Source organism: Arcicella rosea, assembly GCF_040543805.1.
GTDB classification, from domain to species: domain Bacteria; phylum Bacteroidota; class Bacteroidia; order Cytophagales; family Spirosomataceae; genus Arcicella; species Arcicella rosea.
Window position 1 is genome coordinate 43,717 of the sequence record NZ_JBEUMS010000021.1, and the last position, 24,242, is coordinate 67,958.

The 24,242-nt window shown below is 35.1% G+C and carries 24 protein-coding genes; 12 read left to right on the forward strand and 12 right to left on the reverse strand.

The features are described from left to right. Nucleotides 1-37: 37 nt before the first annotated feature. From ABID42_RS21980 to ABID42_RS22000, 5 genes are all read left to right on the forward strand, one after another. Entirely contained in the window at nucleotides 38-1,417 is a 1,380-nt protein-coding gene (locus ABID42_RS21980; protein WP_367285493.1) for an MptA/MptB family glycosyltransferase, read from the forward strand. 99 nt (nucleotides 1,418-1,516) lie between these two features. Then, nucleotides 1,517-3,409, forward strand: a complete 1,893-nt coding sequence (gene mutL / locus ABID42_RS21985) for a DNA mismatch repair endonuclease MutL (protein WP_367285494.1) — start codon at nucleotides 1,517-1,519, stop codon at nucleotides 3,407-3,409. A gap of 35 nt (nucleotides 3,410-3,444) precedes the next feature. Beyond that, nucleotides 3,445-4,455, forward strand: coding sequence for a M28 family peptidase (locus tag ABID42_RS21990; RefSeq protein ID WP_367285495.1), 1,011 nt, complete (start codon nucleotides 3,445-3,447; stop codon nucleotides 4,453-4,455). Nucleotides 4,456-4,670: 215 nt separating this feature from the next. Then, nucleotides 4,671-5,768, forward strand: coding sequence for a glycine cleavage system aminomethyltransferase GcvT (gcvT, locus tag ABID42_RS21995; RefSeq protein ID WP_367285496.1), 1,098 nt, complete (start codon nucleotides 4,671-4,673; stop codon nucleotides 5,766-5,768). A gap of 26 nt (nucleotides 5,769-5,794) precedes the next feature. Further along, nucleotides 5,795-6,499: a 2-phosphosulfolactate phosphatase gene (locus tag ABID42_RS22000; protein ID WP_323258466.1), complete on the forward strand. Its 705-nt coding sequence runs from the start codon at nucleotides 5,795-5,797 to the stop codon at nucleotides 6,497-6,499. Nucleotides 6,500-6,589: 90 nt separating this feature from the next. Here ABID42_RS22000 and ABID42_RS22005 read toward each other — a convergent pair whose 3' ends face one another. Beyond that, entirely contained in the window at nucleotides 6,590-7,285 is a 696-nt protein-coding gene (locus ABID42_RS22005; protein WP_367285497.1) for a DsbA family oxidoreductase, read from the reverse strand. A 253-nt stretch (nucleotides 7,286-7,538) separates the two neighbouring features. Here ABID42_RS22005 and ABID42_RS22010 point away from each other — a divergent pair, with 253 nt between their 5' ends. After that, on the forward strand, nucleotides 7,539-8,123 hold the full coding sequence (locus tag ABID42_RS22010; RefSeq protein WP_367285498.1) for a DUF4136 domain-containing protein: 585 nt from the start codon (nucleotides 7,539-7,541) through the stop codon (nucleotides 8,121-8,123). A gap of 20 nt (nucleotides 8,124-8,143) precedes the next feature. Here ABID42_RS22010 and ABID42_RS22015 read toward each other — a convergent pair whose 3' ends face one another. From ABID42_RS22015 to ABID42_RS22025, 3 genes are read right to left on the reverse strand one after another with little or no spacing between them, the layout of a single operon-like run. Continuing rightward, nucleotides 8,144-8,653 (reverse strand): cupin domain-containing protein, encoded by a 510-nt coding sequence (locus tag ABID42_RS22015; protein WP_367285499.1) that lies wholly within the window; start codon nucleotides 8,651-8,653, stop codon nucleotides 8,144-8,146. Next, the gene (locus ABID42_RS22020; RefSeq protein WP_367285500.1) at nucleotides 8,640-9,107 is read right to left on the reverse strand and encodes an RES family NAD+ phosphorylase; all 468 of its coding nucleotides are present in this window, start codon (nucleotides 9,105-9,107) and stop codon (nucleotides 8,640-8,642) included. The genes ABID42_RS22015 and ABID42_RS22020 overlap by 14 nt, the downstream gene beginning before the upstream one ends. A gap of 35 nt (nucleotides 9,108-9,142) precedes the next feature. After that, nucleotides 9,143-9,592 (reverse strand): Xre family toxin-antitoxin system antitoxin, encoded by a 450-nt coding sequence (locus ABID42_RS22025; protein ID WP_367285501.1) that lies wholly within the window; start codon nucleotides 9,590-9,592, stop codon nucleotides 9,143-9,145. A gap of 237 nt (nucleotides 9,593-9,829) precedes the next feature. Here ABID42_RS22025 and ABID42_RS22030 point away from each other — a divergent pair, with 237 nt between their 5' ends. From ABID42_RS22030 to ABID42_RS22040, 3 genes are read left to right on the forward strand one after another with little or no spacing between them, the layout of a single operon-like run. Further along, nucleotides 9,830-10,393, forward strand: a complete 564-nt coding sequence (locus ABID42_RS22030) for an RNA polymerase sigma factor (RefSeq protein WP_367285502.1) — start codon at nucleotides 9,830-9,832, stop codon at nucleotides 10,391-10,393. 39 nt (nucleotides 10,394-10,432) lie between these two features. Further along, nucleotides 10,433-11,008: a hypothetical protein gene (locus ABID42_RS22035; RefSeq protein ID WP_367285503.1), complete on the forward strand. Its 576-nt coding sequence runs from the start codon at nucleotides 10,433-10,435 to the stop codon at nucleotides 11,006-11,008. 26 nt (nucleotides 11,009-11,034) lie between these two features. After that, a complete protein-coding gene (locus ABID42_RS22040) occupies nucleotides 11,035-12,339 on the forward strand; it encodes a hypothetical protein (RefSeq protein ID WP_367285504.1) in 1,305 nt (434 codons plus the stop codon). 27 nt (nucleotides 12,340-12,366) lie between these two features. On the opposite strand, the gene recF is transcribed toward ABID42_RS22040, so the two are convergent. Continuing rightward, nucleotides 12,367-13,452: a DNA replication/repair protein RecF gene (gene recF / locus ABID42_RS22045; protein WP_367285505.1), complete on the reverse strand. Its 1,086-nt coding sequence runs from the start codon at nucleotides 13,450-13,452 to the stop codon at nucleotides 12,367-12,369. Nucleotides 13,453-13,709: 257 nt separating this feature from the next. Between recF and pdhA the strand changes: the two genes are divergently transcribed. Beyond that, the gene (pdhA, locus tag ABID42_RS22050; RefSeq protein ID WP_367285506.1) at nucleotides 13,710-14,717 is read left to right on the forward strand and encodes a pyruvate dehydrogenase (acetyl-transferring) E1 component subunit alpha; all 1,008 of its coding nucleotides are present in this window, start codon (nucleotides 13,710-13,712) and stop codon (nucleotides 14,715-14,717) included. A gap of 51 nt (nucleotides 14,718-14,768) precedes the next feature. Here pdhA and ABID42_RS22055 read toward each other — a convergent pair whose 3' ends face one another. The 3 genes from ABID42_RS22055 to rplU all read right to left on the reverse strand — a co-directional run bounded on the left by ABID42_RS22055 (nucleotide 14,769) and on the right by rplU (nucleotide 16,015). Next, nucleotides 14,769-14,918 (reverse strand): hypothetical protein, encoded by a 150-nt coding sequence (locus ABID42_RS22055; RefSeq protein WP_367285507.1) that lies wholly within the window; start codon nucleotides 14,916-14,918, stop codon nucleotides 14,769-14,771. 451 nt (nucleotides 14,919-15,369) lie between these two features. Then, the gene (rpmA, locus tag ABID42_RS22060) at nucleotides 15,370-15,624 is read right to left on the reverse strand and encodes a 50S ribosomal protein L27 (RefSeq protein ID WP_184136168.1); all 255 of its coding nucleotides are present in this window, start codon (nucleotides 15,622-15,624) and stop codon (nucleotides 15,370-15,372) included. A 79-nt stretch (nucleotides 15,625-15,703) separates the two neighbouring features. Then, nucleotides 15,704-16,015: a 50S ribosomal protein L21 gene (rplU, locus tag ABID42_RS22065; protein ID WP_184136166.1), complete on the reverse strand. Its 312-nt coding sequence runs from the start codon at nucleotides 16,013-16,015 to the stop codon at nucleotides 15,704-15,706. Nucleotides 16,016-16,370: 355 nt separating this feature from the next. On the opposite strand from rplU, the gene ABID42_RS22070 reads away from it, so the two are divergent. Next, entirely contained in the window at nucleotides 16,371-16,805 is a 435-nt protein-coding gene (locus ABID42_RS22070) for a TlpA disulfide reductase family protein (RefSeq protein ID WP_367285508.1), read from the forward strand. 92 nt (nucleotides 16,806-16,897) lie between these two features. After that, nucleotides 16,898-17,551 (forward strand): thioredoxin family protein, encoded by a 654-nt coding sequence (locus ABID42_RS22075; protein WP_367285509.1) that lies wholly within the window; start codon nucleotides 16,898-16,900, stop codon nucleotides 17,549-17,551. 102 nt (nucleotides 17,552-17,653) lie between these two features. Here ABID42_RS22075 and ABID42_RS22080 read toward each other — a convergent pair whose 3' ends face one another. The 4 genes from ABID42_RS22080 to ABID42_RS22095 all read right to left on the reverse strand — a co-directional run bounded on the left by ABID42_RS22080 (nucleotide 17,654) and on the right by ABID42_RS22095 (nucleotide 24,086). Next, nucleotides 17,654-21,028 carry a ThuA domain-containing protein gene (locus tag ABID42_RS22080; protein ID WP_367285510.1) on the reverse strand — a complete coding sequence of 1,125 codons (3,375 nt, stop codon included), beginning with the start codon at nucleotides 21,026-21,028 and terminating at the stop codon, nucleotides 17,654-17,656. A 260-nt stretch (nucleotides 21,029-21,288) separates the two neighbouring features. Further along, entirely contained in the window at nucleotides 21,289-22,461 is a 1,173-nt protein-coding gene (locus tag ABID42_RS22085; protein ID WP_367285511.1) for a glycoside hydrolase family 88 protein, read from the reverse strand. A 28-nt stretch (nucleotides 22,462-22,489) separates the two neighbouring features. Continuing rightward, nucleotides 22,490-23,320, reverse strand: a complete 831-nt coding sequence (gene kduI / locus ABID42_RS22090) for a 5-dehydro-4-deoxy-D-glucuronate isomerase (RefSeq protein ID WP_367285512.1) — start codon at nucleotides 23,318-23,320, stop codon at nucleotides 22,490-22,492. Between the two features lie 178 nt (nucleotides 23,321-23,498). Continuing rightward, nucleotides 23,499-24,086: a hypothetical protein gene (locus tag ABID42_RS22095; protein WP_367285513.1), complete on the reverse strand. Its 588-nt coding sequence runs from the start codon at nucleotides 24,084-24,086 to the stop codon at nucleotides 23,499-23,501. Nucleotides 24,087-24,242 lie beyond the last annotated feature (156 nt).

Genomic DNA, 24,242 nt, shown 5'->3' on the forward strand with positions numbered 1-24,242 from the left:
CATTTAAAACACAAAATTAGTTTTCAGAAACGTATAAATGTCAGAATACCTTCAAAAAAATAGTGTTTGGCTACTTCCAATATCAATTGTTCTGTCTGCAATTGGTTATGTTTGGATATTATATTACTTGCCAAGAGCCAATTTCAATGTTTTTATCAGTATTATCGTTTTACTTTTCGGCTTGTATTTTTTAATCATAAAAAGTGCGTCCAAGTATTTCAATATAAAGTACTTATTGGGTATTGCGGTTGTTCTAAGGTTATTGTTATTATTCGCAGTCCCGAATTTGTCTGATGATTTTTACAGATTTGTTTGGGACGGGCGATTGATTGTTGCAGGCAAAAATCCATATTTATATTTACCCAACGAATTTCCAGAAAATCCAATCTTTGCTTATTTAAATTCTCCGAATTATTACACAGTTTATCCTCCTTTCAATCAGTTTATTTTTGGTCTGGCTTCATGGTTTTTTCCTGAAAACTTGCTTGGAAATATCGTTTTGCTAAGAATCATCATCGTATTGGCTGATGTTGGAGTAATAGTTTTACTTTACCAACTCAAAAAAGAAAAGGTATTACTTTATGCTTTCAACCCATTAATTATCATCGAACTGACGGGCAATTTACATTTTGAAGGATTAATGATTTTCTGGTTTCTGTTTGCCATTTATTTTTTTGTTCGTGGCAAGAAACAAGTTTCAGAACGAGATAAACTTTGGGCGATGATATGTTTTACTTTGTCGGTCGCCACCAAATTAATCCCCTTGATTTTTTTGCCTTTAATCATAAAAAAGATTGGCTTTAAAAACGGACTCAGGTTATCCTTTTTTTCAGGTTTTTTATTTGTACTACTTTGGCTTCCATTTTTCGACAGAGAAATAATCAGTAATTTCTTTTCAAGCATCGACCTCTACTTTCAAAGTTTTCAGTTCAATGCTTGTGTGTATTATATCATCCGAGAAATCGGTTTCTTGATACTCGGTTTCGATGTCGTTTGGTGGGTTGGTGGAATCTTAGGGTTTTCGGGTTTGTCTATTATCTTGAATTTATCTTGGGGGAAATTTTGGTGGAAGCAAGACAATTTCAGCAATTTACTGAAAAATGAAGGAGAAGAAATGACAGAAAAAATGCTTGAAACTTTCTATGTAACGGCATTATTGATTGTAACGACGTATTATTTTTTCGCTACAACAGTACATCCTTGGTACATCGTTACGGTTTTTACTTTATCCTTACTTACTCCTTATCGTTTCGGAATTGTATGGTCTGGAATGGTGATGCTTTCCTACTTTGCTTATCGACAAGTGCCTGTTAATGAGTCACTTTCTCTGATTGCTATCGAATATTCAGTCGTAATTGGCACGATGCTTTATGAGCTGAAAATAAGCCGTTTAGCGATTTATCCACACCAAAAGTAGATTTTTTGTTGGCATTCCCTGCTTTTATCACGAACTTAGAGGTACAATTCGGAGAACTCCACTGTCAAAAAAAGCTAACCTAAAATACGTTTTCAGAAAATGTTAGATATCATCCAACTGCTCCCTGATTCCATTGCGAACCAGATTGCCGCCGGCGAAGTCGTACAACGACCAGCTTCTGTGGTGAAAGAGCTTTTGGAAAATTCCATCGACGCCCAGTCAACAAACATTCAATTAATCGTCAGAGAAGCAGGAAAAACCTTAATTCAAGTCATTGATAACGGTTTGGGTATGTCTGAAACCGATGCAAGAATGTGTTTTGAGCGTCATGCTACTTCCAAAATTCGTACTTCCGACGACCTCTTCAAAATCAGAACGATGGGTTTTCGGGGCGAAGCGATGGCATCTATCGCTGCCGTTGCACAAGTAGAAATGCGTACTCGCAGAACAACCGACGAATTAGGTGTTTTAATAAAAATAGAAGCTTCGGAATTAAAAGCACAAGAAGCTATTGCTACTCCAGAAGGCACAAGTACTCAGGTGAAAAACCTGTTTTTTAATGTGCCAGCCCGTAGAAATTTTCTAAAGTCGAACCCAGTTGAAATGCGTCATATCATCGACGAATTTCAAAGAGTAGCTTTATCCAATCCTGAAATTTCATTCTCTTTACATCATAACGATACCGAAGTATATAATTTGCCTGCGGGTAAATTGAGCCGAAGAATTGTAGATTTATTCGGAAAAGGCTATCGTGAACAATTAGCTTCTTGCGAAGAAGAAACCTCTTTCGTAAGTGTTCGTGGATATGTTGGTAAACCAGAGTACGCCAAAAAAACTCGTGGTGAACAGTTCTTTTTTGCCAATAATCGTTTTATCAAAAATAGCTATTTGAATCATGCTGTGATGAGTTCTTTTGAAGGATTAATTCCAGAAGGTTCGCATCCGTTTTATGTACTTTTTATTGAAATCGACCCAATTCACATTGATATAAACGTTCATCCGACCAAAACAGAAATTAAGTTTGATGATGAACGAACGGTCTATGCCATTGTGCAAGCAGCTGTTCGAAAGTCTATGAGTCAGCATAATTTAATGCCTTCTTTGGATTTTGAAACAGATGTGAATTTCGCCAATAATATTTTTCAGTTCAACGGTTCTCCTTTTGAAAAAACAAAAGAAACGGCTGGTGTAAGTTCTTTCGCAAGAACGACAGAAGCACCTTTTAGAGAAAAAACGAATCTGACAAATTGGAATAAATTATATGAAGGTTTGAATCGTCAGCTTGATGATTTTGAAAGAAAAGAACCTGAAATAGAACAAACGAAAGTTGATTTTGGCGATACCACAGAAAGTACTTCGTTCTTATTGAAAAGTAAAGCGAATGATATTGGGAGTAATCGTCCGCAAAGAGCTTCGCAAGATTCTGAGGCTTCAACTTTTCAGATTCATAATCGCTATATTATTTCTCAGGTAAAATCTGGAATGCTTTTGATTGACCAACGTGCGGCTTATGAAAGAATTTTATATGAGAAATTCTCGCAGAATTTACGCAAAAATGGCGGTGCGTCTCAACAATTATTATTCCCGACAAAAGTAAAACTGACGACAGCAGATTTTCATTTATTGCTTGAAATTCAAGATGAAATTAGGAATCTTGGCTTTGTCTTGAGTGTTGTAGAACATGATTCTTTCATGGTGAATGGTATTCCTGCCGATTCTCCAGAAGAAAATGAACAACAAATGCTGGAGGGAATTCTGGAGCAATTCAAACAAAATGAATCAGAATTACATTTGGATAAAGCTGAAAATCTAGCTCGTGCTATGGCAAAACGTTCGGCTGGGCGTTATGGAAATCATGCTTTAACTGTTTTAGAAATGAATACTTTGGTAGAACAGCTTTTCGCTTCTTCAAACCCAAGCTATACGCCAAGTGGCGAAATAACGATGAAGATTGTTTCTTTATCAGATATGGGAAGTTTATTCTTGCGGTAATCAACAATGTTAAAAGAGTATTATAAAAATTAATAATGAAAACGAATCGAATAGCGCTATTCCTGTTAGCAATTTTTATTTTTTCAGGTGTGGCAGTTTACTTTAAATCTTGCCAAACGACTAGCTCACAAGAAAGTGTTCCTCAAGAAGAAATCACACTTAATCCCGCTCCAGATTTCAATGCAGATTCAGCTTATAGCTTTGTTGAAAAACAAGTAAGTTTTGGACCAAGGGTTCCCAATACCAAAGCACACAAAGAATGTGCAACTTGGTTGGTTGCAAAACTAAAACAATTAGGCTGTGAAGTAAGTACACAAGATTTTGTAGCAACTACTTTTGATGGAAAGAAATTGAATGCAACGAATATCATTGGTTCAATCAATCCAACTGCGACGAAAAGAATTTTATTAACGGCTCATTGGGATGCACGCTCGGTGGCAGACAAAGATTCTGTCGATAAAAATAAAGCAATTGATGCCGCAAATGACGGAGGAAGTGGCGTTGGTGTTTTATTAGAATTAGCAAGAAGTATTCAAGAGGCGAAAACTAAACCTAATGTTGGTGTTGATATTATCTTTTTTGATGTAGAAGACGTCGGCGAACCAGAAGACTTTAAAGGTGAGCATGGACAAAATTCTTGGTGTTTAGGTTCGCAATATTGGGCAAGTCATAAACACAAAGAAAATTATACGGCTTATTACGGAATCAATTTAGACATGGTTGGGGCAAAAGGAGCTGTTTTCCCACACGAAGGTACTTCAATGCAATACGCACCAATGATTGTCCGTAACGTTTGGGACATAGCAAGCAGATTAGGTTATTCTAATTTATTTATTGATGCAGATGGCGGAGGTTTGGTTGACGACCACGTACCTGTAAATGATGTAGCGAAAATTCAAATGATTGATATTATTGAATTAAGACCAAACGACCCAAAAACTTTTGGGGCATATCATCATACGCATCAAGATAACATGTCGGTGATTGATAAAAATACTTTAAAAGCTGTGGGACAAACTGTTTTGACAGTTTTGTATCAGGAATAGCGGTAAGCTATGAGCCGTGAGCAATGAGCTGAAAGCTCATTGAATACAGCACTGTAAAGTCTAAAACAAAAGCTCAAAGCTGAAAGCTCATGGCTCATAGCTTATAGCTTTTTAGACTTCTCAAGATACTTTGTTACTTTTGTGAAATATATGACAAACATATACTTACTAACCACATATTTTTTGGTTAATCTTTCAATTTCAATCAACATCCAATGGAACAAACAGAAGTTTTAAAATACGTTCATCTAAATGATGTTCATGTGTCGCTTGGGGCAAAAATGGTACCTTTTGCAGGATATTCAATGCCAGTTTTATATTCAAACCTTATTCAAGAACATATTGGTGTTCGTACTTCGGTAGGTGTTTTTGATGTATCGCACATGGGCGAGTTTGTAGTTAAAGGAGAACGTGCCACTGAATTTTTACAATATGTTACTTCTAATGATGTTTCGGTTTTGATTGATGGAAAAGTACAGTATTCATGTTTACCAAACGATAAAGGCGGAATTGTAGATGACCTCTTGGTGTATCGTTGGGACGAAAACGAATATTATTTAGTAGTAAATGCGTCAAACATTGAAAAAGATTGGAATTGGCTACAGCAAAATAATACATTCGGTGTAGAAATGGAAAACATTTCAGACAGATTGAGTCTTTTCGCAGTTCAAGGTCCAAAAGCGATTGATACGCTGAAAAAGCTTACGGATTTAGATTTAGATTCGATGGAGTATTATTCTTTCAAATCAGGAACAGTAGCAGGAATTGGGGATGTCTTGATTTCTTCAACAGGTTATACTGGCGCTGGCGGTTTTGAAGTATATGTTTGGAACAAAGATGCCGAAGCGATGTGGAAAGCGATTTTCGAAGCAGGTTCAGAGTTTAATATCATGCCTGTAGGTTTAGGTGCAAGAGATACTTTACGTACAGAAATGGGCTATTGTTTATACGGAAACGATATTGACGATAGTACTTCTCCAATTGAAGCAGGTTTAGGATGGATTACCAAATTCAACAAAGAATTTATCAATTCTGAATTCCATAAAAAAATTAAAGAAAACGGACCAACACGTAAATTAGTAGGTTTTGAAATGATTGATAGAGGTATTCCTCGTCAGCATTATGAAATTATGGATGCTGCTGGTAATATCATTGGCGAAGTAACTTCTGGAACACAATCGCCTACGCTTAGTAAAGGAATTGGAATGGGTTATATCACCAAAGAATACACCAAAGTAGGTTCGGAAGTATATATCAATATCCGTAACAAATATTTGAAGGCAGTAGTGACCAAAATGCCCTTTTTGAAGTAAAATGTGAATTAGATTTTTTTGAAATTATGCAAAAAATAGACGTTTGTATCAGTCCCGAGTTATTACATTTATATAATATCGAAAATTCGATTGTTGTCGTTGTAGATATTTTTAGAGCTACTTCTTGTATGACAACCGCTTTCGCCAATGGTGTAGAAGCAATCATACCAGTATCAACAATTGAAGAATGTGTAAGTTATCAACAAAAAGGTTACTTAGCAGCGGCAGAACGTGATGGAAAAACACCAGAAGGTTTTGATTTCGATAATTCGCCTTTCAGTTACATGACTGAAAAAGTGAATGGTGCAACGGTTTGTGTTACTACAACCAATGGTACTTTGGCAATAAACAAATCGAAATCGGCGGTAAAAGTAATGGTAGGCTCTTTCTTGAACTTGGGGGCTTTAACGAATTACTTAAAAGAACAACAATACGATATTTTGGTATTATGTGCGGGCTGGAAAGGCAAACCGAATTTAGAAGATACACTTTTTGCAGGAGCTTTAGTAGAGCGTTTGCAAGAAGAATTTATGGTAGAAGATGATTCAGCTTTGATGGCGTTACGTCAATATGAATTAGCTAAAAATGATTTATTATCGTTTGTAGCATCTTCTTCTCACGTAAAAAGATTACAGCGTTTAGGTATTCAAAAAGACATCGCTTATTGTTTACAACAGGATTTGTACGATGTTTTACCTGTAATGCGTGGGAATACTTTAGTAAAAATGTAATTTCTGTAACACGAGTTTCCAACTCGTGGATTGAAAAAATTTAATTTCTGGAGAGACTATTCAAGTTCCTCCAGAAATTAAATTAATCTATTAACAATTTTCCCCATCTACATCACAAACCTCTCCCGAAATTGCCTGTACTTGTTTTTCTTGCGCTAATTTTTCAAAGATTTCTTTAAATACTTCCGAAGGTTGTGCGCCAGAAACAGCATATTTTTTATCGAAAATAAAGAAAGGTACTCCTGAAATTCCTTGTTGACGAAAATAGTGCATTTCTTCTTTTACTTCGTCAGAAGCTTCGTCTGACTGTAGAATGCCAATTGTTTTCTCAGCAGACCAACCAAATTGATTCATTACTTCTGCCACAATGTTTTCGTCTGTTAAATCAACTCTGTCAATAAAATAAGCTTTCATCAAAGCTTCTTTTACTTCAACTTGAATCCCTTCTTGCAAAGCAATCGTAAGTATTCTGTGGAAAGCAAAAGTATTAATAGCTTTAGGAAGATTTTCAAAATCAAAATCTAAGTCTTCCGTTTCAGCGGCTTGCTCAACTTGACGAAACTTTTGAGCGTAATGAGGACCGAAACGTCCTTCCATGTGTTCGCTGAAAGGAATGCCTTCTTTCGGAACAGTTGGGTCTAGTTGAAAAGGATGGTAGATAACTTGCAGAGTACAAGAACTTTGTGTATCTTGAATAGCTTTTTCTAATCTACGCTTACCAATATAACACCAAGGACAAACAATGTCTGAAACAACATCTACACGAATAATTGGTTTTGTATTCATTTTTATAAAATTATAATTCCTTACGAAAGTAGCGCTAAGCAATAAATAAAAATTTATTATCCATATTATCAGATAGTTAGATAATTTATTATACTTAGATTAACACACCACAAAGAGACTATTCTCAAATTTTTACGTATTCATTATTAAAACCGCTTTTTGCGATTGAAAATTCAATTTCGATTTTAGATTCATTAAATCAACTAAAAATCAAATAGTTATATCTTTCAAGTTTTAAATTAATTTTTACGTTATGAAAAAAATCTATCTTTTTGCAGTGGTTGCATTCCTTGCTTTAGCGTCTTGTAATCGTAATAGCTTTCAGATTGGTTCTGCTTGTCATCGAGAAATCGAAGATGAAGTATTTAAACCCAACTATCAATCGTTCACAACTGTTGAAAAACAGTTTACCATGATTGATACCACCTACAAATTTCAGGCTGTGATTGATGAAATCGGCAATCAAATGAAATTAAGAGGCTATGAAGATTCAAAAGAACGCCCCAACTTAATTGTCTTTTATGCTCTTTTTCCTACAGATGTAAATCTTTCTGTGCTACAACGTTCTTTCAGAGGATTAGGCAAAGAAAATATGAATGAGGAACTAAGAAGAGTAAAACTCAGAAAAGGCACACTTCTTTTACAATTTGTTGAAAACGATAGTAATCGCCCTATTTGGATGGGTTATGCTGCTGGAATTGCTGCGCCAGAAACGCATAATATTGACGAGAAAGCATTGAGAATAGCGACTCGTCAAATTTTTGATAATTACAGAATTTTCGCCAAAGACTACATTGCTGGAAAACCTGTTTCTGCGCAAACAATCGCATTGAAATAATGGATAGACAAGCAATATTCTTAATAAGTAAGCATTGTTACAATGTCCTCATGTTGAGGAAACATTTGTAGCAATGCTTTTCTGTCTTTCATTTCAAAATCTTCAAAGTCAAAACCAGGAGCAACAGTACAGCCTACTAACGAATAAGTATTTTCTTCGGCAGGTTTTGACCCAAACCATTTTCCTGCAGGAACCACTGCTTGAAATACTTCTCCACGGTCAGGATTATTACCGAGACGAATAATTTCTAAAGTATCATCTTCATCTAAAACATAAATATTTAAAGCCGTACCCGCATAAAAATGCCACATTTCATCAGAGGCAATGCGATGTAATGCTGAAATGTGATGGCTTTCCAACAAAAAATAAATGCCAGTTGAAAATACTCTTTCTCCTTTAAAACGTGCGGGTAATGCCGTTTGGGCAATACTTTCACTCGCACGATAGGTTTCTACAAAGTATCCACCTTCAGGATGAGTATTCATTTGATAGTTTTCAATCCAAAATTGGGCAGTTTTAGTCGATGACATCCTTAAAAAATCTTTCGTCAAAAGTGAATTTTTCAATGTTTTTAATCTTCACATCCTGAAAATCTGGATGTAGTGGATTAATCAGATAATTAATTTCTTGAGGAACAATCGCAGAAGGTACTCCTAAAGCAATAGATTGCTCCGTTTTCAGCCAATAATCGGTAAAAGAAGCTAACACGCCAGCATCAAATATTTTAGCCCAGTCTTTTGGTAAAATGGAAGCATCCAAAGAAACAATTTGATTATCTGGAATATCTAAAGTGATAATGGCATAATCGTCTTCTGGATAATATTCTCCGATATGCACTAATACTTCTAATAAAGCCAAAGACCGATGCGAAGCCGTGTAAAGTAGTGAAGTTCCTCTCCTATTCCAACGCTGACCTTTTAAACTTGCTCCATAGCCCGATAAATCTCTAGCTCTTTTAAACTTACTAATTCTAAAAACTTCCATTTTATAAAATTTTATAGTGTAGAAGAACATGGACATTATGAAAATAGTCCGTGTTCAATATAAATTAATTCTCTTTCAATAATTTCATAGCCCAAAGAAGTATCCAATAATTCTGTAGGACGTTTTCCGCCCAAAGCAGGTACACGAGAGTGCATCCAGCCGTTGAAGCGTTCAAGGCTTCCAAATGTTTCCTGACCTAATTCATATAGTTTTGCCAAGCGAATCAATTTTGCAGAAGCATCTTTATCTAAACGATGGTCGTCTCTGTAGCGCTGAATTGTTCTTTCAGAAATATTCAATACTTCTGCCATTTCTTTATTAGAAAACGCAATTTGTTTTGCCAAACTATCTAAAGCTTGTTTGGGTAAGCCTTCTTTGGCAATTTCTATCAAGTCAAAATCATGTCTGATTTCTCGGTTGATGATTGCTTGTCCACCCAGCAATACAATTAAAGTTGGAATGGGTAATATATTTTGTGTTTTCATCTAAACCTTATCTTGTAAATATGTCGTAAATATAACGACAATTGTCGTGATTGCAAAATGGCTATGGAATGATATTTTAGAAAAGGGTTTCAAACGATAAAATTTTTAAAATATTTTAAGAATTTTTAACAAAATGCAACATTCGTAAATAGGTCTGTGTCATTAGTTTGAATTTAAGTTATTGGTTGTCTAATAGATGAAAACTTTTTAACTTGAAGGTTAAGAAGTTTGAACACTATGAATCCTCAACCTTTAGCACTGGAACAAACACATTACATAGACAAACATTTACCACTCGTGGAGGCTTGCCGTAGGGGCGAACGCAAGGCTCAATATGAGATTTATAGGCTTTATGCAAAGGCTATGTTCAATGTTGCTGTCCGAATTGTAAATCATGTTGGTGAAGCAGAGGACGTCCTGCAAGATGCTTTTTTGGATGCTTTTCAAAAAATTCATGATTTCAGACAAACAAGTACTTTTGGTGCTTGGTTGAAACAGATTGTCATCAATCGAGCGTTAAATCATTTAAGAAATCGAAAAGTACAATTAATTGATATTGAAGAAGCAGGCGAAGTTCCAGACGAAGAAGCCTATGATGAGGAAGGAATAGAACTTAATATTCAGAGAGTACAAAATGCCATTCAACAATTACCAGATGGTTTTAGAACAGTACTTTGTTTGTATTTATTAGAAGGTTATGACCACGAAGAAATTGCAGAGATTTTGGGCGTGGCAGAATCTACTTCTCGAACACAATACATCAGAGCCAAAAAGCGATTGTTGGAGATTTTAAAAAAATAAAGACCTGTTCTTTTTAAGAGAAATCAGGCTTAAAGCGTTATGAAAAAGACAAAAACAGAAAGATTCATTCGTGATAACCGAGAAAACTTTGATCAATTTGAAGTGCCTGCTGGTTTGTGGGACAAAATAGACAAAGGCTTAGGGAATTTAGATACCTTTCCGGGAGAAACATCCTTTGTAGAAAAGAAAAATATTATCGTTTTCAAACAAAAATATTGGGCGATGGCAGCAAGTCTTGCTTTGCTCATAGGTTGTTTCTTTGTGTATAATCTTGGTTTCAAATCACAAAATACCGACAAAATTATTGCTACAGTAAGCCCCGAATATGGTGATAAAATGGTTCAGTATGCAAGTTTGATTGAAACGAAACGTGAAGAAATCAGACAAATTGAAACAGAAGACCCAGTATTGTATAAAGAATTTGCCACAGAAATCGAGAATCTGAACAAAGACTATCAAAACCTGAAAGCTGAATTGCCCCAAACGCCCAATCAGGAAGAGTTAGTTAAAGCCATGATTCAGAATTTACAAGTACAATTAGATATTTTAAATAGGCAATTGTCGATTATTCAAAAAATTAAAGATTATCAGAACAATCCGACAAGAAGCATTTGAGGTAAACAGTTTAATCGAAGCATGTCATGAAAAAGTTATTGAATATATTAGCATTAAGTGTTTTAGTCATTAATGGCACTTTAGCGCAAGGAGTAATAGTACACATAAGTGATTCAACAGAAAGTAAAGCATTCGAGAATCATTTAAGGGCGAGTATCGCCACAACGAGAAATATCGCTGTTCGAACAATTAATGGCGTAGCCACAACACTAAGAAATATCGAACATCAACCTTTGCCAGCAGCACCAGTTAATCCCAATTATGCTTATGGCGAAGCTATCATTCAGGAAACTGCCACGGTAGAAAAGAAAAAAGTAATCAGTAAATCGTTTCCAGTAGATGCCAAAAACTTTTTAAACATCAATAATCAACACGGTGAAGTAAAAGTAGAGCTTTGGAATAAAAACGAAATCAAAGTAGATATTACCATCATTGGTTACGGCAAATCTGACGCTGAAGCACAAATGTTGATTGATAATGTAGAAATCATTGAAAGAAAAGAAGGCGATAAAATAGCTTTTAAAACAATGATTGATACCGATGAAAAAAGTAACGGAAATGGTAGCTGGAGTTGGGCGAATAGTTTAACCAATAGTTTTAACTGGAGTAGCAGTAAAAAAACGATGGAAAAACGTGGTGTAGAAATTAACTACATGATTTTTATGCCAAAATCTAATTCTTTGACGGTAGCAAATAAATATGGAAAAACAATTATTCCGCAGTTTTCAGCGCCATTAAAGATTACTTCTAATTACGGTAGTTTTGTTTCTGATAAATTGACGGGTGGAGGAAAAGACATCTTCGTACAATATGGTTCTGGTAATATCAAACAAATGGACGATGGTGATTTGCACATTGCTTATTCAAAACTAAATATTGAAAAAGCAGATAATTTAAAACTTACCAATAATTATGGGTCGATGATTCTGGACGACATCAATCATTTAGATGGAACCATTCAGTACTCTAGTGGAAAAATCGGTAAGATTAATCAGACAGGAAAATTGTCAATCAGTTACTCAGATGGAGTTCAATTGGCAGAATTATCAAAGACTTTGAAAACCTTAGACATTCGTTCTAATTACACAGCCGTGAAATTACCTGTAACGGGCGATTGCAACGCAGATTTTGAAGTGACGACAACTTATGCCAACTTTAGGTATCCAGAAAATAAATGTACTTTGACGGTGAACCCTGATAATAAAGAAGACGAAGAACGTAGAATGGGCATACAATCAACCAAAGTTTATAAAGGTAAAATTGGAAAAGGCTCTGCTACAAAAATTACGATTAAGACGAATTATGCAGGTGTGAAATTCACTGAAAAATAAATAGAAAAGCCTAACGAAATGAAAACGTTAGGCTTTTTTTATGTCAAAATATTGAATATCAACGGTTAAGTTATCCAGCAATTGTCGTGTCCTTTCAGGGCGAGCATCAGTAATAAATACTTGATTGAATGTTCCGTCAGTCATCATATTGATTAATTGTTGAATTCTTCTATCGTCAAGCTTATCGAAAATGTCATCTAAAAGTAAAATCGGAGCGAAACCTTTTGAAAGACTTAACATTTCAAATTGAGCCAATTTAAGGGCAATTACAAAAGATTTTTGTTGACCTTGCGAGCCAAATTTTCGAAGTGTAAAGCCATTAATTTCAAAAATGAAATCATCTTTATGGCTTCCCATCGTTGTGCGCTGTGCTGCTAAATCACGTTGTCTATTTCTACGAAAAACAGTAGTGAAATCGTCGCTTCCTACTTCCGATTCATAAATCATGTCAACGACTTCTCTGGCATCAGATAATACTTCATAATGCTTTTTGAAAATGGGCAGAAACGTATTGGCAAAAGCCAAGCGAGCATCATAAATCTTTATGGCTATTTCCACTAAAGGGTCGGTATAAATATCTAGTAATAAATCATCTACATAATTGCGTTCAGCAAACTGCTTCAGTAAAGAGTTTCTTTGAAGTAATAGACGATTATATTGTAAAAGGTTTTCTAAGTACTCTGAGTCTAATTGAGACATCACTCCGTCGAAGAATTTTCTTCTTTCCTCACTCCCATCACGAATCACATCAGTATCATTTGGCGAAAGTAATACGACAGGAAATTTACCGATGTGTTCTGATAATCTTTCGTAGGCTTTTTTATCGTGCAAAACAGCCTTTTTTTGTCCTTTTTGTAAGGCAATCGTAATTAAAGTAGATTTTATATTTTCAAAATCTCCTTCAATCATCATAAAATCAGCGTCATGATTAATACTCAAGTTGTCTTGATTAGAGATAGCACTTTTGGTTAAAGCCAAAAAGTAAATAGCATCTAACAAATTAGTTTTTCCACTTCCATTTTCGCCAACAATACAATTTATCCGAGGTGAAAACTCGAAAGAATCGTAATCGTAACTCTTGAAATTGGTCAAACTAAGTTTTTGTAAATACATGAAAAGAAAATAAAAACGTATTGAATTGAAAATTTGAGCGTAAAAATGAGCAAAACCTGTATTTAAGTATCAATGAATAATACAAAATACTTTGTGTGTTCTTTGTTTTGTACTAATTTCGTAGTGCAAATTAAAGACTGTTTGATGGGATTGCAAATCACAGGCAGTTTAGCATCGGATTTATCTCCGAATAAGCAGTGTTAAAGTGAAGCTTACAATTCACTTATTCACAAATCACTCATTCATAATTGTAGAAAATGGCAAAGAAAGCTGAAAACAAAGTAAAATACTCGAAGGAGACCTATATGTACTGGTACGAGTCGATGGTACTTCAACGCAAATTTGAAGAGCGTGCTGGTCAGTTGTATGGACAACAAAAAATTAAAGGTTTTTGTCACCTTTACATCGGACAAGAAGCTTGTTCGTCAGGAGCAAGATCTGCATTGAAAGACGGCGACAAGTACATCACTGCATATCGTGACCACGGTATTCCTTTAGCTTTAGGTTCAGACCCTAATACGGTTATGGCAGAGTTGTTCGGAAAAGCTACTGGTATCTCTAAAGGTAAAGGTGGTTCGATGCACATTTTTGATAAATCTGTAGGTTTTGTAGGTGGACACGGAATTGTGGGTGCTCAAATTCCATTAGGAGCAGGTTTAGCTTTTGCTGAGAAATATAACAAAACTGGTAACCTTGCTATTTGTTATTTTGGTGACGGTGCTGTTCGTCAAGGAGCTTTACACGAAGCTTTTAACATGGCAATGACTTGGAAACTTCCCGCAATTTTTGTGGTAGAAAACAACGGTTATGCAATGGGTACTTCGGTTTCTCGTACTTCAAACGTAACTGACCTTTATACAATTGGTGAAGCTTATGATATGCCTTCAGAAGCAGTTGATGCAATGAGCGTTGAAGCTGTTCACGAAGCGGTTTCTCGTGCGGCTGACCGTGCTAGAGCTGGTGAAGGGCCAACTTTCTTAGAATTCAAAACGTATCGTTATAGAGGTCACTCAATGTCTGACCCTCAAAAATATCGTACAAAAGAAGAGGTTGAGCAATACAAAATGCGTGACCCAATCGAACAAGTAAAACAAGCGATTTTAGAGAATGAAATTGCTACAGAAGAAGATTTAGCAGCAATTGATGCAGCGATTAAAGTAAGAGTAGAAGCTTCAGTTAAATTTGCTGAAGAATCTCCTTGGCCAGATCCAGCAGAGATTTTTACAGATGTTTATGTGGAAGAATACCCTTTCCCTGTAGAATAAGCAATTGAAATACACAAAAAAGCCGTTCCAATTCTCTTTGGGACGGCTTTTTTAGTTTATCCAGTCGAACAATACTCTATCGTGTTCAGGATGTGCAACTTCTGGAGTTTTTTTGTTATTTACATTTTTTCGATTGACGTTTCGTCTTGTCTGAAAATCTCTCCAATCGTTACGTTGGAAAATGGCTAAGCTTTGCCTCATGTTATTGTTTGTTTGAAATGTTGAAATATTACTATACAAAAGTATAATCAATGTTTAAAATAAATATTAAACGATTGATTATATGATTGTTAACAAATTTGCTGATTGAATGGGTTCAAAGAATAGTACAAAAAAACGCCATTCTTATAAAGAATGGCGTTTAATGCTAAATTCCAAATAATTTAAAGGTTTGGATTCATATTGGTGAATTTTTTAAAAGTCTCGCTATGACAAACAAAAAAACCATTGCTTATAAACAGCTAAATGTTTACAGGTCAATGGATTGATAGATTGTTTCGCCGCAAATGTAAAAGACTTTACTAAGAAAGTAATATTAAATTTTACCTTTCTATAAAACCTGTAAAAAGAAGAAGAGATTAACTTTGAATAAATTCAATCGTTAATCTCTTCTAAAGAATTATAATGGAATAACCTTAGTTATTTGCCACTATTAAGCAGGAAGAACTTCTACAAAAGAACGTCCTTTAAATCCTTTTTTAAAGTGAACAGTACCATCAATTAAAGCAAATAAAGTATGATCTTTACCAAGACCTACATTTTGACCAGGATTGTGGGCTGTACCTCTTTGACGAACAATAATGTTCCCTGAAATTGCAGGCTGACCTCCAAAAATTTTGATTCCAAGACGCTTACTATGCGACTCACGACCGTTTTTCGAACTACCCGCACCTTTTTTGTGTGCCATTGTTTTGTTAGTTTATCGATTTAACGTTTTAATTTTCGTTTTGAAGAAACTCTTAACGAATAAAATTAATCATTAAATACTAAAATGAAATTCCTTCAATTAAAACTTTAGTTAAATTCTGACGGTGACCGTTCTGTTTTTGGTATCCTTTACGACGTTTCTTTTTGAAAACAATTACTTTTTCTCCACGAACGTGAGCTAAAATTTTACCTGTTACAGTAGCACCTGCTACAGTTGGAAGACCAATTTTGATGTCTCCGTCATTATCGACAAGAAGAACCTTATCGAAAACCAGTGCAGCGCCTTCCTCGCCCGCCAAACGGTGGGTGTAGAGGAAAAGGTCTTTCTCAACTTTAAATTGCTGACCAGCGATTTCTACGATTGCGTACATTTTATTATTAGTTATAATTTTATTGGGTCGCAAAGATACGTATTTTGTTTTGAAAAGAGAAAGGATTTTTCTATATTTATTATAAATTATTTAACAAATGAGCAAGGATAATCTATTTCGTAATAATCTAATAGTAAGATAGTTATGGATAAAGCTAAAATGTGGAAGTATTCGTTTTCAACAATAATGCGCTAGAGGTACATAATTTATAAAATTATACGTTAGTTAATTAGCATCAATCTCATTTGTATAAGATAATAAAATGCGAAGTAGAAATTTAGTAATACGAATTGGAATAGTTTTTGTCTGTTTAATTTATAGCTCATGTTTTAAGGCTTATAGCCAAAACAGAAAAGTGGAGATTGTAAAGTTTGAGCATCTCCAAAAAGTACTGAATCAAGTATCAGATACAACTGTTGTTTTGCATTTTTGGGCAACTTGGTGCAAACCTTGTATGGAAGAATTACCTTTTTTTGAGCAACTTAATACAGTATATAATCCGCAAAAAATAAAGTTTATCTTAGTAAGTATGGATTTTGTGAAAGATGCCGAAACAAGCCTGAAAAATGTATTAGAACGAAATAAAATTAAATCTAAAGTAGTGTTATTGGATGAACCAGACTATAATTCTTGGATAGATTTGGTCGATAAAGAATGGTCTGGAACGATTCCTGCAACGTTGGTTCTCAACTCAAATTTGAGGAAAAGAAAATTTTATGAAGGGAAAGTAAATATTTCAACATTTAGTGATGAACTAAAAAAAATGTGTCCTGTTACCATACAAAACTGAATACTATAATAATTAACAAAAATTATATTTAAATATTAAAACGGAGAAAGCGTTAACTTCTAAATGATTAGATACTTAAAATATATCAGGAAATGAAAACACACATAAAGAATATAAAGACGATTTTTTTACTAGGAATCATCTTAACGAGTTTGTTGGGATTTACACAAAGTGGAGAAGAAAACAGACAGAAAGCAGATAAAGGATATGCAATTGGCGATGTTGTTACTGATTTTAAACTAAAAAATACTTCTGGCAGTTATGTTTCAATGGCAGATAATCGTTCAGTGAAAGGTTATATTATTGTTTTTACTTGTAATCACTGCCCTTTTTCTAAAGCTTATGAAAGTAGAATTATGGCTTTAGATAAAAAATTTGCGTCACAGGGTTATCCAGTAATAGCCATTAATCCGAATGACCCAAGTGCTTATGAGGAAGATTCTTTCGAGAATATGCAAGTAGTTGCTAAAGCCAAAGGATATACTTTTCCTTATTTGCAAGACGAAAGTCAGCTTACTTCAAAGGCTTTTGGTGTATCAAGAACACCTTCTGTTTATGTAGTAAAAAAAGAAGGCGATAAATTTATTTTACAATACATTGGTGGAATTGATGATAATACGCAAGATGCTAATGCAGTTACAAAACGTTATGTTGAGGATGCCGTTAATAATCTTTTAGCAGGAAGACCAGTCGTTGGAAATTTCACCAAAACGGTTGGCTGTGCTGTTAAATGGAAAGGAGTTTAACATAAATTTTTCAGAGACGATTTGAGGTTTGTTTATAGACAAAAAGAGGCTGCCAATTGGTAGCCTCTTTTTTGTTTGTACAGGGATTTACTTAATCCGTAATTACTTATTTGCTGTAATATCAGTTAAAGCAAATAATGGTTTTCCTTTCGCTTCTGGATTTTTGAAGACTAAGTAAAGATTATGCGAACCCAATAATGGAGTTTTTAAGGAAATATTAATAGCAGATGGTGAAGATTTACTTACTTCTCCGCTACCTATTAATTGTCCAGTTGGGCTGTCTAAACGAATTTCAATAATACCACCGACAGTACGTTCGTCGCTTGCAAAAGCTGCTAAACTGAATGCTTTAATTCCTGTAAAATCGATATTATTAAAAGAAATATATGAATTGTCTGTTGTGGCAATAACTGCTTCACCGAGTCCATCAATCGTATATTTCATTGTTTCTTTTTGCGTATCAAAAGAATTCGCTTTGAACTTTGCACTTCTCAAGGTTAGACTAGTCGCACCTGTTAAAGAACCTAAGTTATTGCCACCTTTGTCAGTATAACTTGCCGAGAAGATATAAGTACCCGCTTTACCATTGTCTTTTGTGAGGTATTCACCTTTTACGGGCTTGCTTGCTTTTTTGTCATCAGCCAATGAAAGAATGTATTTTACCATTTCTTTCGTGTCATCTTTCGTCAATTGTGGGTGAGCGGCCATTACTTGTTCTCCCCAAACGCCACCACCACCTTTGATGATTTTTTCAACCAATTCACCTAAAGCTCTGCTATTGCCTTTATACTTTTTAGCAACTTCTTTATAGCTTGGTCCGATAGATTTCTTGTCGATTGAATGGCAAGATTTGCAATCAGATAATTCGATTAAACGTTTGCCCGTTGAAACACTTAAATTAGCTTGATGTCCTTGCGCAATAACTGTTTTATCAAATCCTTCTAAGTAATCTATGTTTACTTGTACTTCGTCTTCTTTGATTTTTTTATTTGCTAAAGAGCCATCTTCTTTGTCAGAAACATTTACTTCATAAGCAATTTTTTCATCGTTCCAGTAGAAAGTTTTATTGCCTTTAACGGCCAATACTACTTTCGGAATATCGTTTCCAACTTTTACTTCAAGAGTCGTACTTGTTACATTTCCTGCTGAGTCTGTTACTTTCAAAGTTGGCTTATAAACGCCTGCTTTTGTGAAAGTGAAGCTAGGGTTTGCTAAGTTACTTTTAGCACCTTTAGCGAAAGTCCATTCGTATTTCAGTGCATCATTTTCATAATCCATTGTTCCTGCTGAAGAAAAACTTACTTTTAATGGCAATGCACCCGCTTTTTTATCAGTATTAGCAATTACTACTGGACTACGATTTCCGGCATTGAAAGTAATGTGTGAAAGACGAGCATCATCGTTTTGAGCAAACCAGTTTTGTCCATATTCCAATAAATACAAAGAACCATCTTTCGCAAATTGCATATCCATTGGATGGCTGAATTTGGTGTTTGGCATAAAACGTTCCATCGAAATAAAATCTCCGTTTGGTTTCATACTTACTAAGTTTATCCAATCACGCATCCAGTCATAAGCAAAGAATTTTCCATCTAAATATTTCGGAAACTTCACTTTAGAATTTGCATCAAAATCGTCGAAGTAATATACTGGTCCACCCATCGCATTACGTCCACCTTTGCCAACAATTGCACCAAATTCAGGAGAATCAGCATAAGGATAATAAATAAATGCTTTTTGGGCTGCTGGTAATTCACGTAAACCAGTATTGTGTGGAGAATCGTTGATTGGATGCGCTGCGTCAAACTTTGTCCAAGTACTGTCTTTATTGAAATCTCTTTGATTATAAGCACGGTTATCGGCTACAAAAAGTGGCCAGCCAAAGTAACCAGCTTTACGAGCTTGGTTTACTTCATCATGTCCACGAGGACCATATTTTGTTGAGTTCTCACCAGCATCTGGTCCTACTTCACCCCAATACAAAAATCCAGTTCTTTGGTCAACAGATATTCTGTATGGATTTCTATTGCCCATTACATATATTTCAGGACGAGTTTTATCGGTACCAACTGGAAATAAATTGCCTTCTGGAATGCTGTAAGAGCCATCAGCAGTAGGTTTAATTCTTAAAATTTTACCTCTTAAATCATTTGTATTAGAGGAAGTATAACGAGCATCCCAACCTGAACGACCAACTTTATTATCAATCGGCGCATAACCTTGTGAAGCAAAAGGATTAGTATCATCACCTGTAGAAAGGAATAAATTTCCTTTGCTGTCCCAAGCAATCGAACCGCCCGTGTGGCAACATTCAGTACGTTTTACAGGAACACGCAAAACTACTTTTTCGGTGCTAAGTAATAGAGAATCTTTTACATCATCATACACAAAACGAGATAAACGATTGGCTGTATCAGCGCCAACCATTCCAACTGATGGAGCGTAGAATAAGTAAATCCATTTATTTTTATTGAAATCTGGGTCAATATTTACACCCATTAAACCATATTCAAATTTTGAATAAACGCTTAAATCTGCCACTACTTTGGTAGCATTTTTCTTTGGGTCATAAACTTTTAACAAACCTTTTCTTTCACCAAAAATTACTTTACCATTATCTAAAACAACTAATTCTGTTGGTTCGTCTAATTTTTCATCTAAAACAGTTTTCACAAAACGGTTTTCATCTGGAGGCAAAGCACTTTTTACTTTAGAATAATCTAAAGCTGGTCCGTCAGCAGACCATTGTAAAGCTCCTAAAACGTGTTTCAAAGGAATTTCCTCCGAGAAAGTCTCATCCGTATGTCCCCAGTTGGTATAAAATGCTCTTCCACCATCAAATTCATGGTACCAAGCCATTGGGTGAAAATCGCCCATTTTTCCTTCTTTGAAAGAATTTTCATCAACAGTATATAAAACATGAACGTCTGTATTGAAATTCTTGAAGCTGTAAAATTCGTCTTTACGCTCTAAACTTTCAGGCATAAAATTGGTAGAAATGTGAGTGCGATCTTTGATGATGAATTTACCATTTTGCACATTTGATACATTTTTACCGGGATGACCATTAAAATATCCGCCCACCAATTTACCATACCAAGGCCAGTCGTATTCAGTATCCGAAGCCGCATGAATACCCAAAAAAGCACCACCCGCTTGAATATATCGCTCAAATGCAATTTGTTGAGGTTCTGTTAATACATTGCCAGTTGTACTGTTAAATACAACAACGCTGTATTTTTTTAGATTGGCTTCGTTGAAATTGTCAGCATTTTGAGTGGTATCTACAGAAAAGCCATTATCAACACCCATTTTTTGAATCGCTTTCGTACAGAAAGGAATAGAGGAATGGCGGAAACCTGCTGTTTTGGAGAAAATAAGTACCTTTTTCCCTTTTAGAGAATTGGTATTTTGGGCAAATAAAGCACTTGTACAGAAGCACAAAAACAGTATAAATGCCTGAAATTTAAGTTTCATAAGTAAAATAAATTAGGACTGGATGAATTAAATAAAATTGAGCTTGAATCAGCGTAGAGAATACGCTTATGTATTGATAATAATTGATAAAGATAAGTTTTTGTTGGAATTTTATTATCACACCCTGTAAGGATAAACATAGACAAGTATAGAACAGTTAAGTGAAATAATAAACGATATAGATTACTCTGTAAGAAAATAATCTATATCGTTCTTGGAATCATTGCTTTTTGGAAAGGCTTATGTTTAATGACTGATATTTACTTTTTCTTTTTTGAAAGTGATTGGTATCTTAAAAGCGCTTCTAAATAATAATAATCAGCATAAACCAAAGGCACATCAATTTCTGATTTTAGAGGCTTCGCTCCTACACTATGCTTCAAAATAAAATGATTGTTTTCTCCTAAATTAGCTTTATACTCAGGGCTTGAAAGACTCGTCAACATCGTTTCAGCAGCTTTGAAGTACTCTTTGCCTTTTTTACCTGTATAAGTCGATAATTCTAACAAAGCAGAAGCCGTAACAGCACCAGCCGAAGCATCACGTTCTTCATTTGGAATATTTGGTGCGTTGAAATCCCAATATGGAATTTTATCAGCAGGCAAGTTCGGATTGTTCAAATAGAAATTGGCAATTTTTTCAGCCATATCTAAGTACTTCTTTTGTTTGGTTTCACGATACATTACGGTATAACCATACATTGCCCAAGCTTGTCCTCTTGCCCATGCCGAAGCATCTGAATAACCTTGGTGTGTTATTTTTGCCAAAGGCTGTCCTTTTTCATCGTAACAAATTACATGGAAACTACTGCCATCTGGTCGGAAATGATTTTTTAAAGTACTGTCTGCATGTGAAAGGCATAAATTGTACATCTCTTTATCTCCGGAAGTTTTAGCTGCCCAAAACAAAAATTCAAGGTTCATCATGTTGTCAATAATAACAGGATAGTTATACTGTTTTAATTTATTCCATGATTTAATTAAACCAACATTAGGGTCGAAACGAGTTGCTAAAGACTTCGCTCCTACTAACATGATGTCTTTGTATTCAGCATTTTTAGTAAGACGATAGCCATTTCCAAATGGACAATACAACATAAAACCCAAATCGTGCGTGCCAGTATTGAACTGTTCCTTTTTTACAGCCATCGACCAATTGTGAGCAGCATCTTTCCAAAAAGGACTTTTCGTTTCTTCAAAAATATACCAAAGTGAACCGCCAAAGAAACCACTACACCACCATTCAGTAGGCATATCTCTTGGACTACCATCTTTATTGGTTGATTGTGGCGTTTTGCTGTAATCTGGATGTGCTTTTAGCATGCCTTCATATTGTTTGGCTGCAAAAGCAAATTCTTTTTTGACATCAATTTTTGATTGAGCCGAAGCACCAAATACACAGCAAGAGAGTAATAACAAAAGAGTTTTTTTCATAGTTGAGAGTATTAGTTGAGATAAAATATTATCGTAATTCAGAAATTTGAACAAAATCCATATCAGTAAAATCTAAATTTTCGCCAGCCATTGCCCAAATAAAAGAGTAATTAGAAGTACCAGCACCAGAGTGAATAGACCAAGGTGGCGATAAAATAGCTTGATGATTTGAAACAACTAAATGACGAGTTTCCTGTGGTTGACCCATTAAATGGAATACTCTGTGTTCAGGGTTCAAATCAAAATACAAGTAAGCTTCCATTCTTCTATCATGAACGTGTGCAGGCATTGTATTCCAAACGCTACCATTTTTCAAAACGGTTAGTCCCATTACTACTTGACAACTCTGAATTCCCCCTAAATGAATATACTTATAGATGGTTCTTTCGTTGGCAGTTTCTACTGTACCTAGGGAAACGGGAGAAGCCTCTTCTTTTCCCATTTTTTGAGTAGGAAATTTTTGATGGGCAGGAGCTGATAACAAGAAAAACTGCGCAGGACTATCAGCATCATTACTTTTGAAAATGACCGATTTCACGCCTTTACCGATATAAAGAGCATCTAGTTTTGATAATTCATAGCTTACACCATCTGCTTCAATCGAACCATTTCCGCCCACGTTGATGATACCAATTTCTCGTCTTTCTAAGAAATAATCCGATTTCAAATTATCATAAGTCTGCAAAGTAAGTTCATCCGTAGTTGGCATTGCTCCGCCTAGTACTACTCTGTCGTAATGAGTATATACAAAATGTATCTCATTCGATTTAAAAATACTTTCAATTAAGAAGTTCTCTCTTAATTGCGCTGTGGTAAAGGTCTGAGCCTCTTTTTCACTAATTGCTTGATAGATTTTCATGAAAAAAATAGAATTGATGTAATGTTGAATATTATGTAAACACAAAGAGTCGAACTTTTTCGATTTATACTGTTTAATTAAGATTATATTTTAAAATATTATAAAAATTAAAAACCCCAAGGATAAGTAGTTGATTACCTTATCCTTGGGGTTTTATCTGGAATATTATTTATCTTGATTACCAATCTCTTCCACGGTGATGTCCATGTCCACGTCCAAAAATCGGAACAGTTACCACAATTACTGGACGAGAAGGTCTTCTTACTCCTCTATAAACCACTCTTTCTTGATAGCGGTTACGGATATCATAAGGATTGCGTGGGTCTAAAGGATAATATCTACTTGCCCAAACTCTTCTGCTGTCACAAAAATCAAAAGGGTCAACATTACTGCGGAAATCAATTTCGTTCCAACGACTATGGCGGTATGGGTCATAGACAGGGCGTGGGTCAAACGGATTGCGAGGGTCATAATTAGGGCTACGAGTATCGAATGGATTACGTCTGTCAAAATCATAATTTCCATAACGATTGTTATCACATCTTGCATAAACATCGTAATTATTGTTGTTACGATTATCGTATCTATCATCGTCTCTATTATCTCTGTTATCACGGTCTCGGTCAGGATAATTTTGTTGTTGATTATAATCCCTGTCACGGTTTTGGAAATCTCTATCTCTGTTAGAATAGTTACGATCTTGAGCCATTGCAGTATTTGCCAATCCAACTGTGAAAATTAGCAAGCTAAATAATTTGATAGTCATGTTCTTTACGGTTTTATGTGATTACACCAGCTTAGTTTTAGAAATACTCTTTTTACCATTTTGATGATATATTGATAAAACGCAATTATTCGAATTGCTATTTTAGGGCAACGTGTTAATGATATGTTAATGTTTTTTCGCTCTTAAATACCAAAA

Bases quoted from the DNA above. Each gene is read 5' to 3' on its own strand.
- ABID42_RS21980 (WP_367285493.1), top strand. From the start codon at position 38: ATGTCAGAATACCTTCAAAAAAATAGTGTTTGGCTACTTCCAATATCA.
- mutL (WP_367285494.1), top strand. From the start codon at position 1,517: ATGTTAGATATCATCCAACTGCTCCCTGATTCCATTGCGAACCAGATT.
- ABID42_RS21990 (WP_367285495.1), top strand. From the start codon at position 3,445: ATGAAAACGAATCGAATAGCGCTATTCCTGTTAGCAATTTTTATTTTT.
- gcvT (WP_367285496.1), top strand. From the start codon at position 4,671: ATGGAACAAACAGAAGTTTTAAAATACGTTCATCTAAATGATGTTCAT.
- ABID42_RS22000 (WP_323258466.1), top strand. From the start codon at position 5,795: ATGCAAAAAATAGACGTTTGTATCAGTCCCGAGTTATTACATTTATAT.
- ABID42_RS22005 (WP_367285497.1), bottom strand. From the start codon at position 7,285: ATGAATACAAAACCAATTATTCGTGTAGATGTTGTTTCAGACATTGTT.
- ABID42_RS22010 (WP_367285498.1), top strand. From the start codon at position 7,539: ATGAAAAAAATCTATCTTTTTGCAGTGGTTGCATTCCTTGCTTTAGCG.
- ABID42_RS22015 (WP_367285499.1), bottom strand. From the start codon at position 8,653: ATGTCATCGACTAAAACTGCCCAATTTTGGATTGAAAACTATCAAATG.
- ABID42_RS22020 (WP_367285500.1), bottom strand. From the start codon at position 9,107: ATGGAAGTTTTTAGAATTAGTAAGTTTAAAAGAGCTAGAGATTTATCG.
- ABID42_RS22025 (WP_367285501.1), bottom strand. From the start codon at position 9,592: ATGAAAACACAAAATATATTACCCATTCCAACTTTAATTGTATTGCTG.
- ABID42_RS22030 (WP_367285502.1), top strand. From the start codon at position 9,830: ATGAATCCTCAACCTTTAGCACTGGAACAAACACATTACATAGACAAA.
- ABID42_RS22035 (WP_367285503.1), top strand. From the start codon at position 10,433: ATGAAAAAGACAAAAACAGAAAGATTCATTCGTGATAACCGAGAAAAC.
- ABID42_RS22040 (WP_367285504.1), top strand. From the start codon at position 11,035: ATGAAAAAGTTATTGAATATATTAGCATTAAGTGTTTTAGTCATTAAT.
- recF (WP_367285505.1), bottom strand. From the start codon at position 13,452: ATGTATTTACAAAAACTTAGTTTGACCAATTTCAAGAGTTACGATTAC.
- pdhA (WP_367285506.1), top strand. From the start codon at position 13,710: ATGGCAAAGAAAGCTGAAAACAAAGTAAAATACTCGAAGGAGACCTAT.
- ABID42_RS22055 (WP_367285507.1), bottom strand. From the start codon at position 14,918: ATGAGGCAAAGCTTAGCCATTTTCCAACGTAACGATTGGAGAGATTTT.
- rpmA (WP_184136168.1), bottom strand. From the start codon at position 15,624: ATGGCACACAAAAAAGGTGCGGGTAGTTCGAAAAACGGTCGTGAGTCG.
- rplU (WP_184136166.1), bottom strand. From the start codon at position 16,015: ATGTACGCAATCGTAGAAATCGCTGGTCAGCAATTTAAAGTTGAGAAA.
- ABID42_RS22075 (WP_367285509.1), top strand. From the start codon at position 16,898: ATGAAAACACACATAAAGAATATAAAGACGATTTTTTTACTAGGAATC.
- ABID42_RS22080 (WP_367285510.1), bottom strand. From the start codon at position 21,028: ATGAAACTTAAATTTCAGGCATTTATACTGTTTTTGTGCTTCTGTACA.
- ABID42_RS22085 (WP_367285511.1), bottom strand. From the start codon at position 22,461: ATGAAAAAAACTCTTTTGTTATTACTCTCTTGCTGTGTATTTGGTGCT.
- kduI (WP_367285512.1), bottom strand. From the start codon at position 23,320: ATGAAAATCTATCAAGCAATTAGTGAAAAAGAGGCTCAGACCTTTACC.
- ABID42_RS22095 (WP_367285513.1), bottom strand. From the start codon at position 24,086: ATGACTATCAAATTATTTAGCTTGCTAATTTTCACAGTTGGATTGGCA.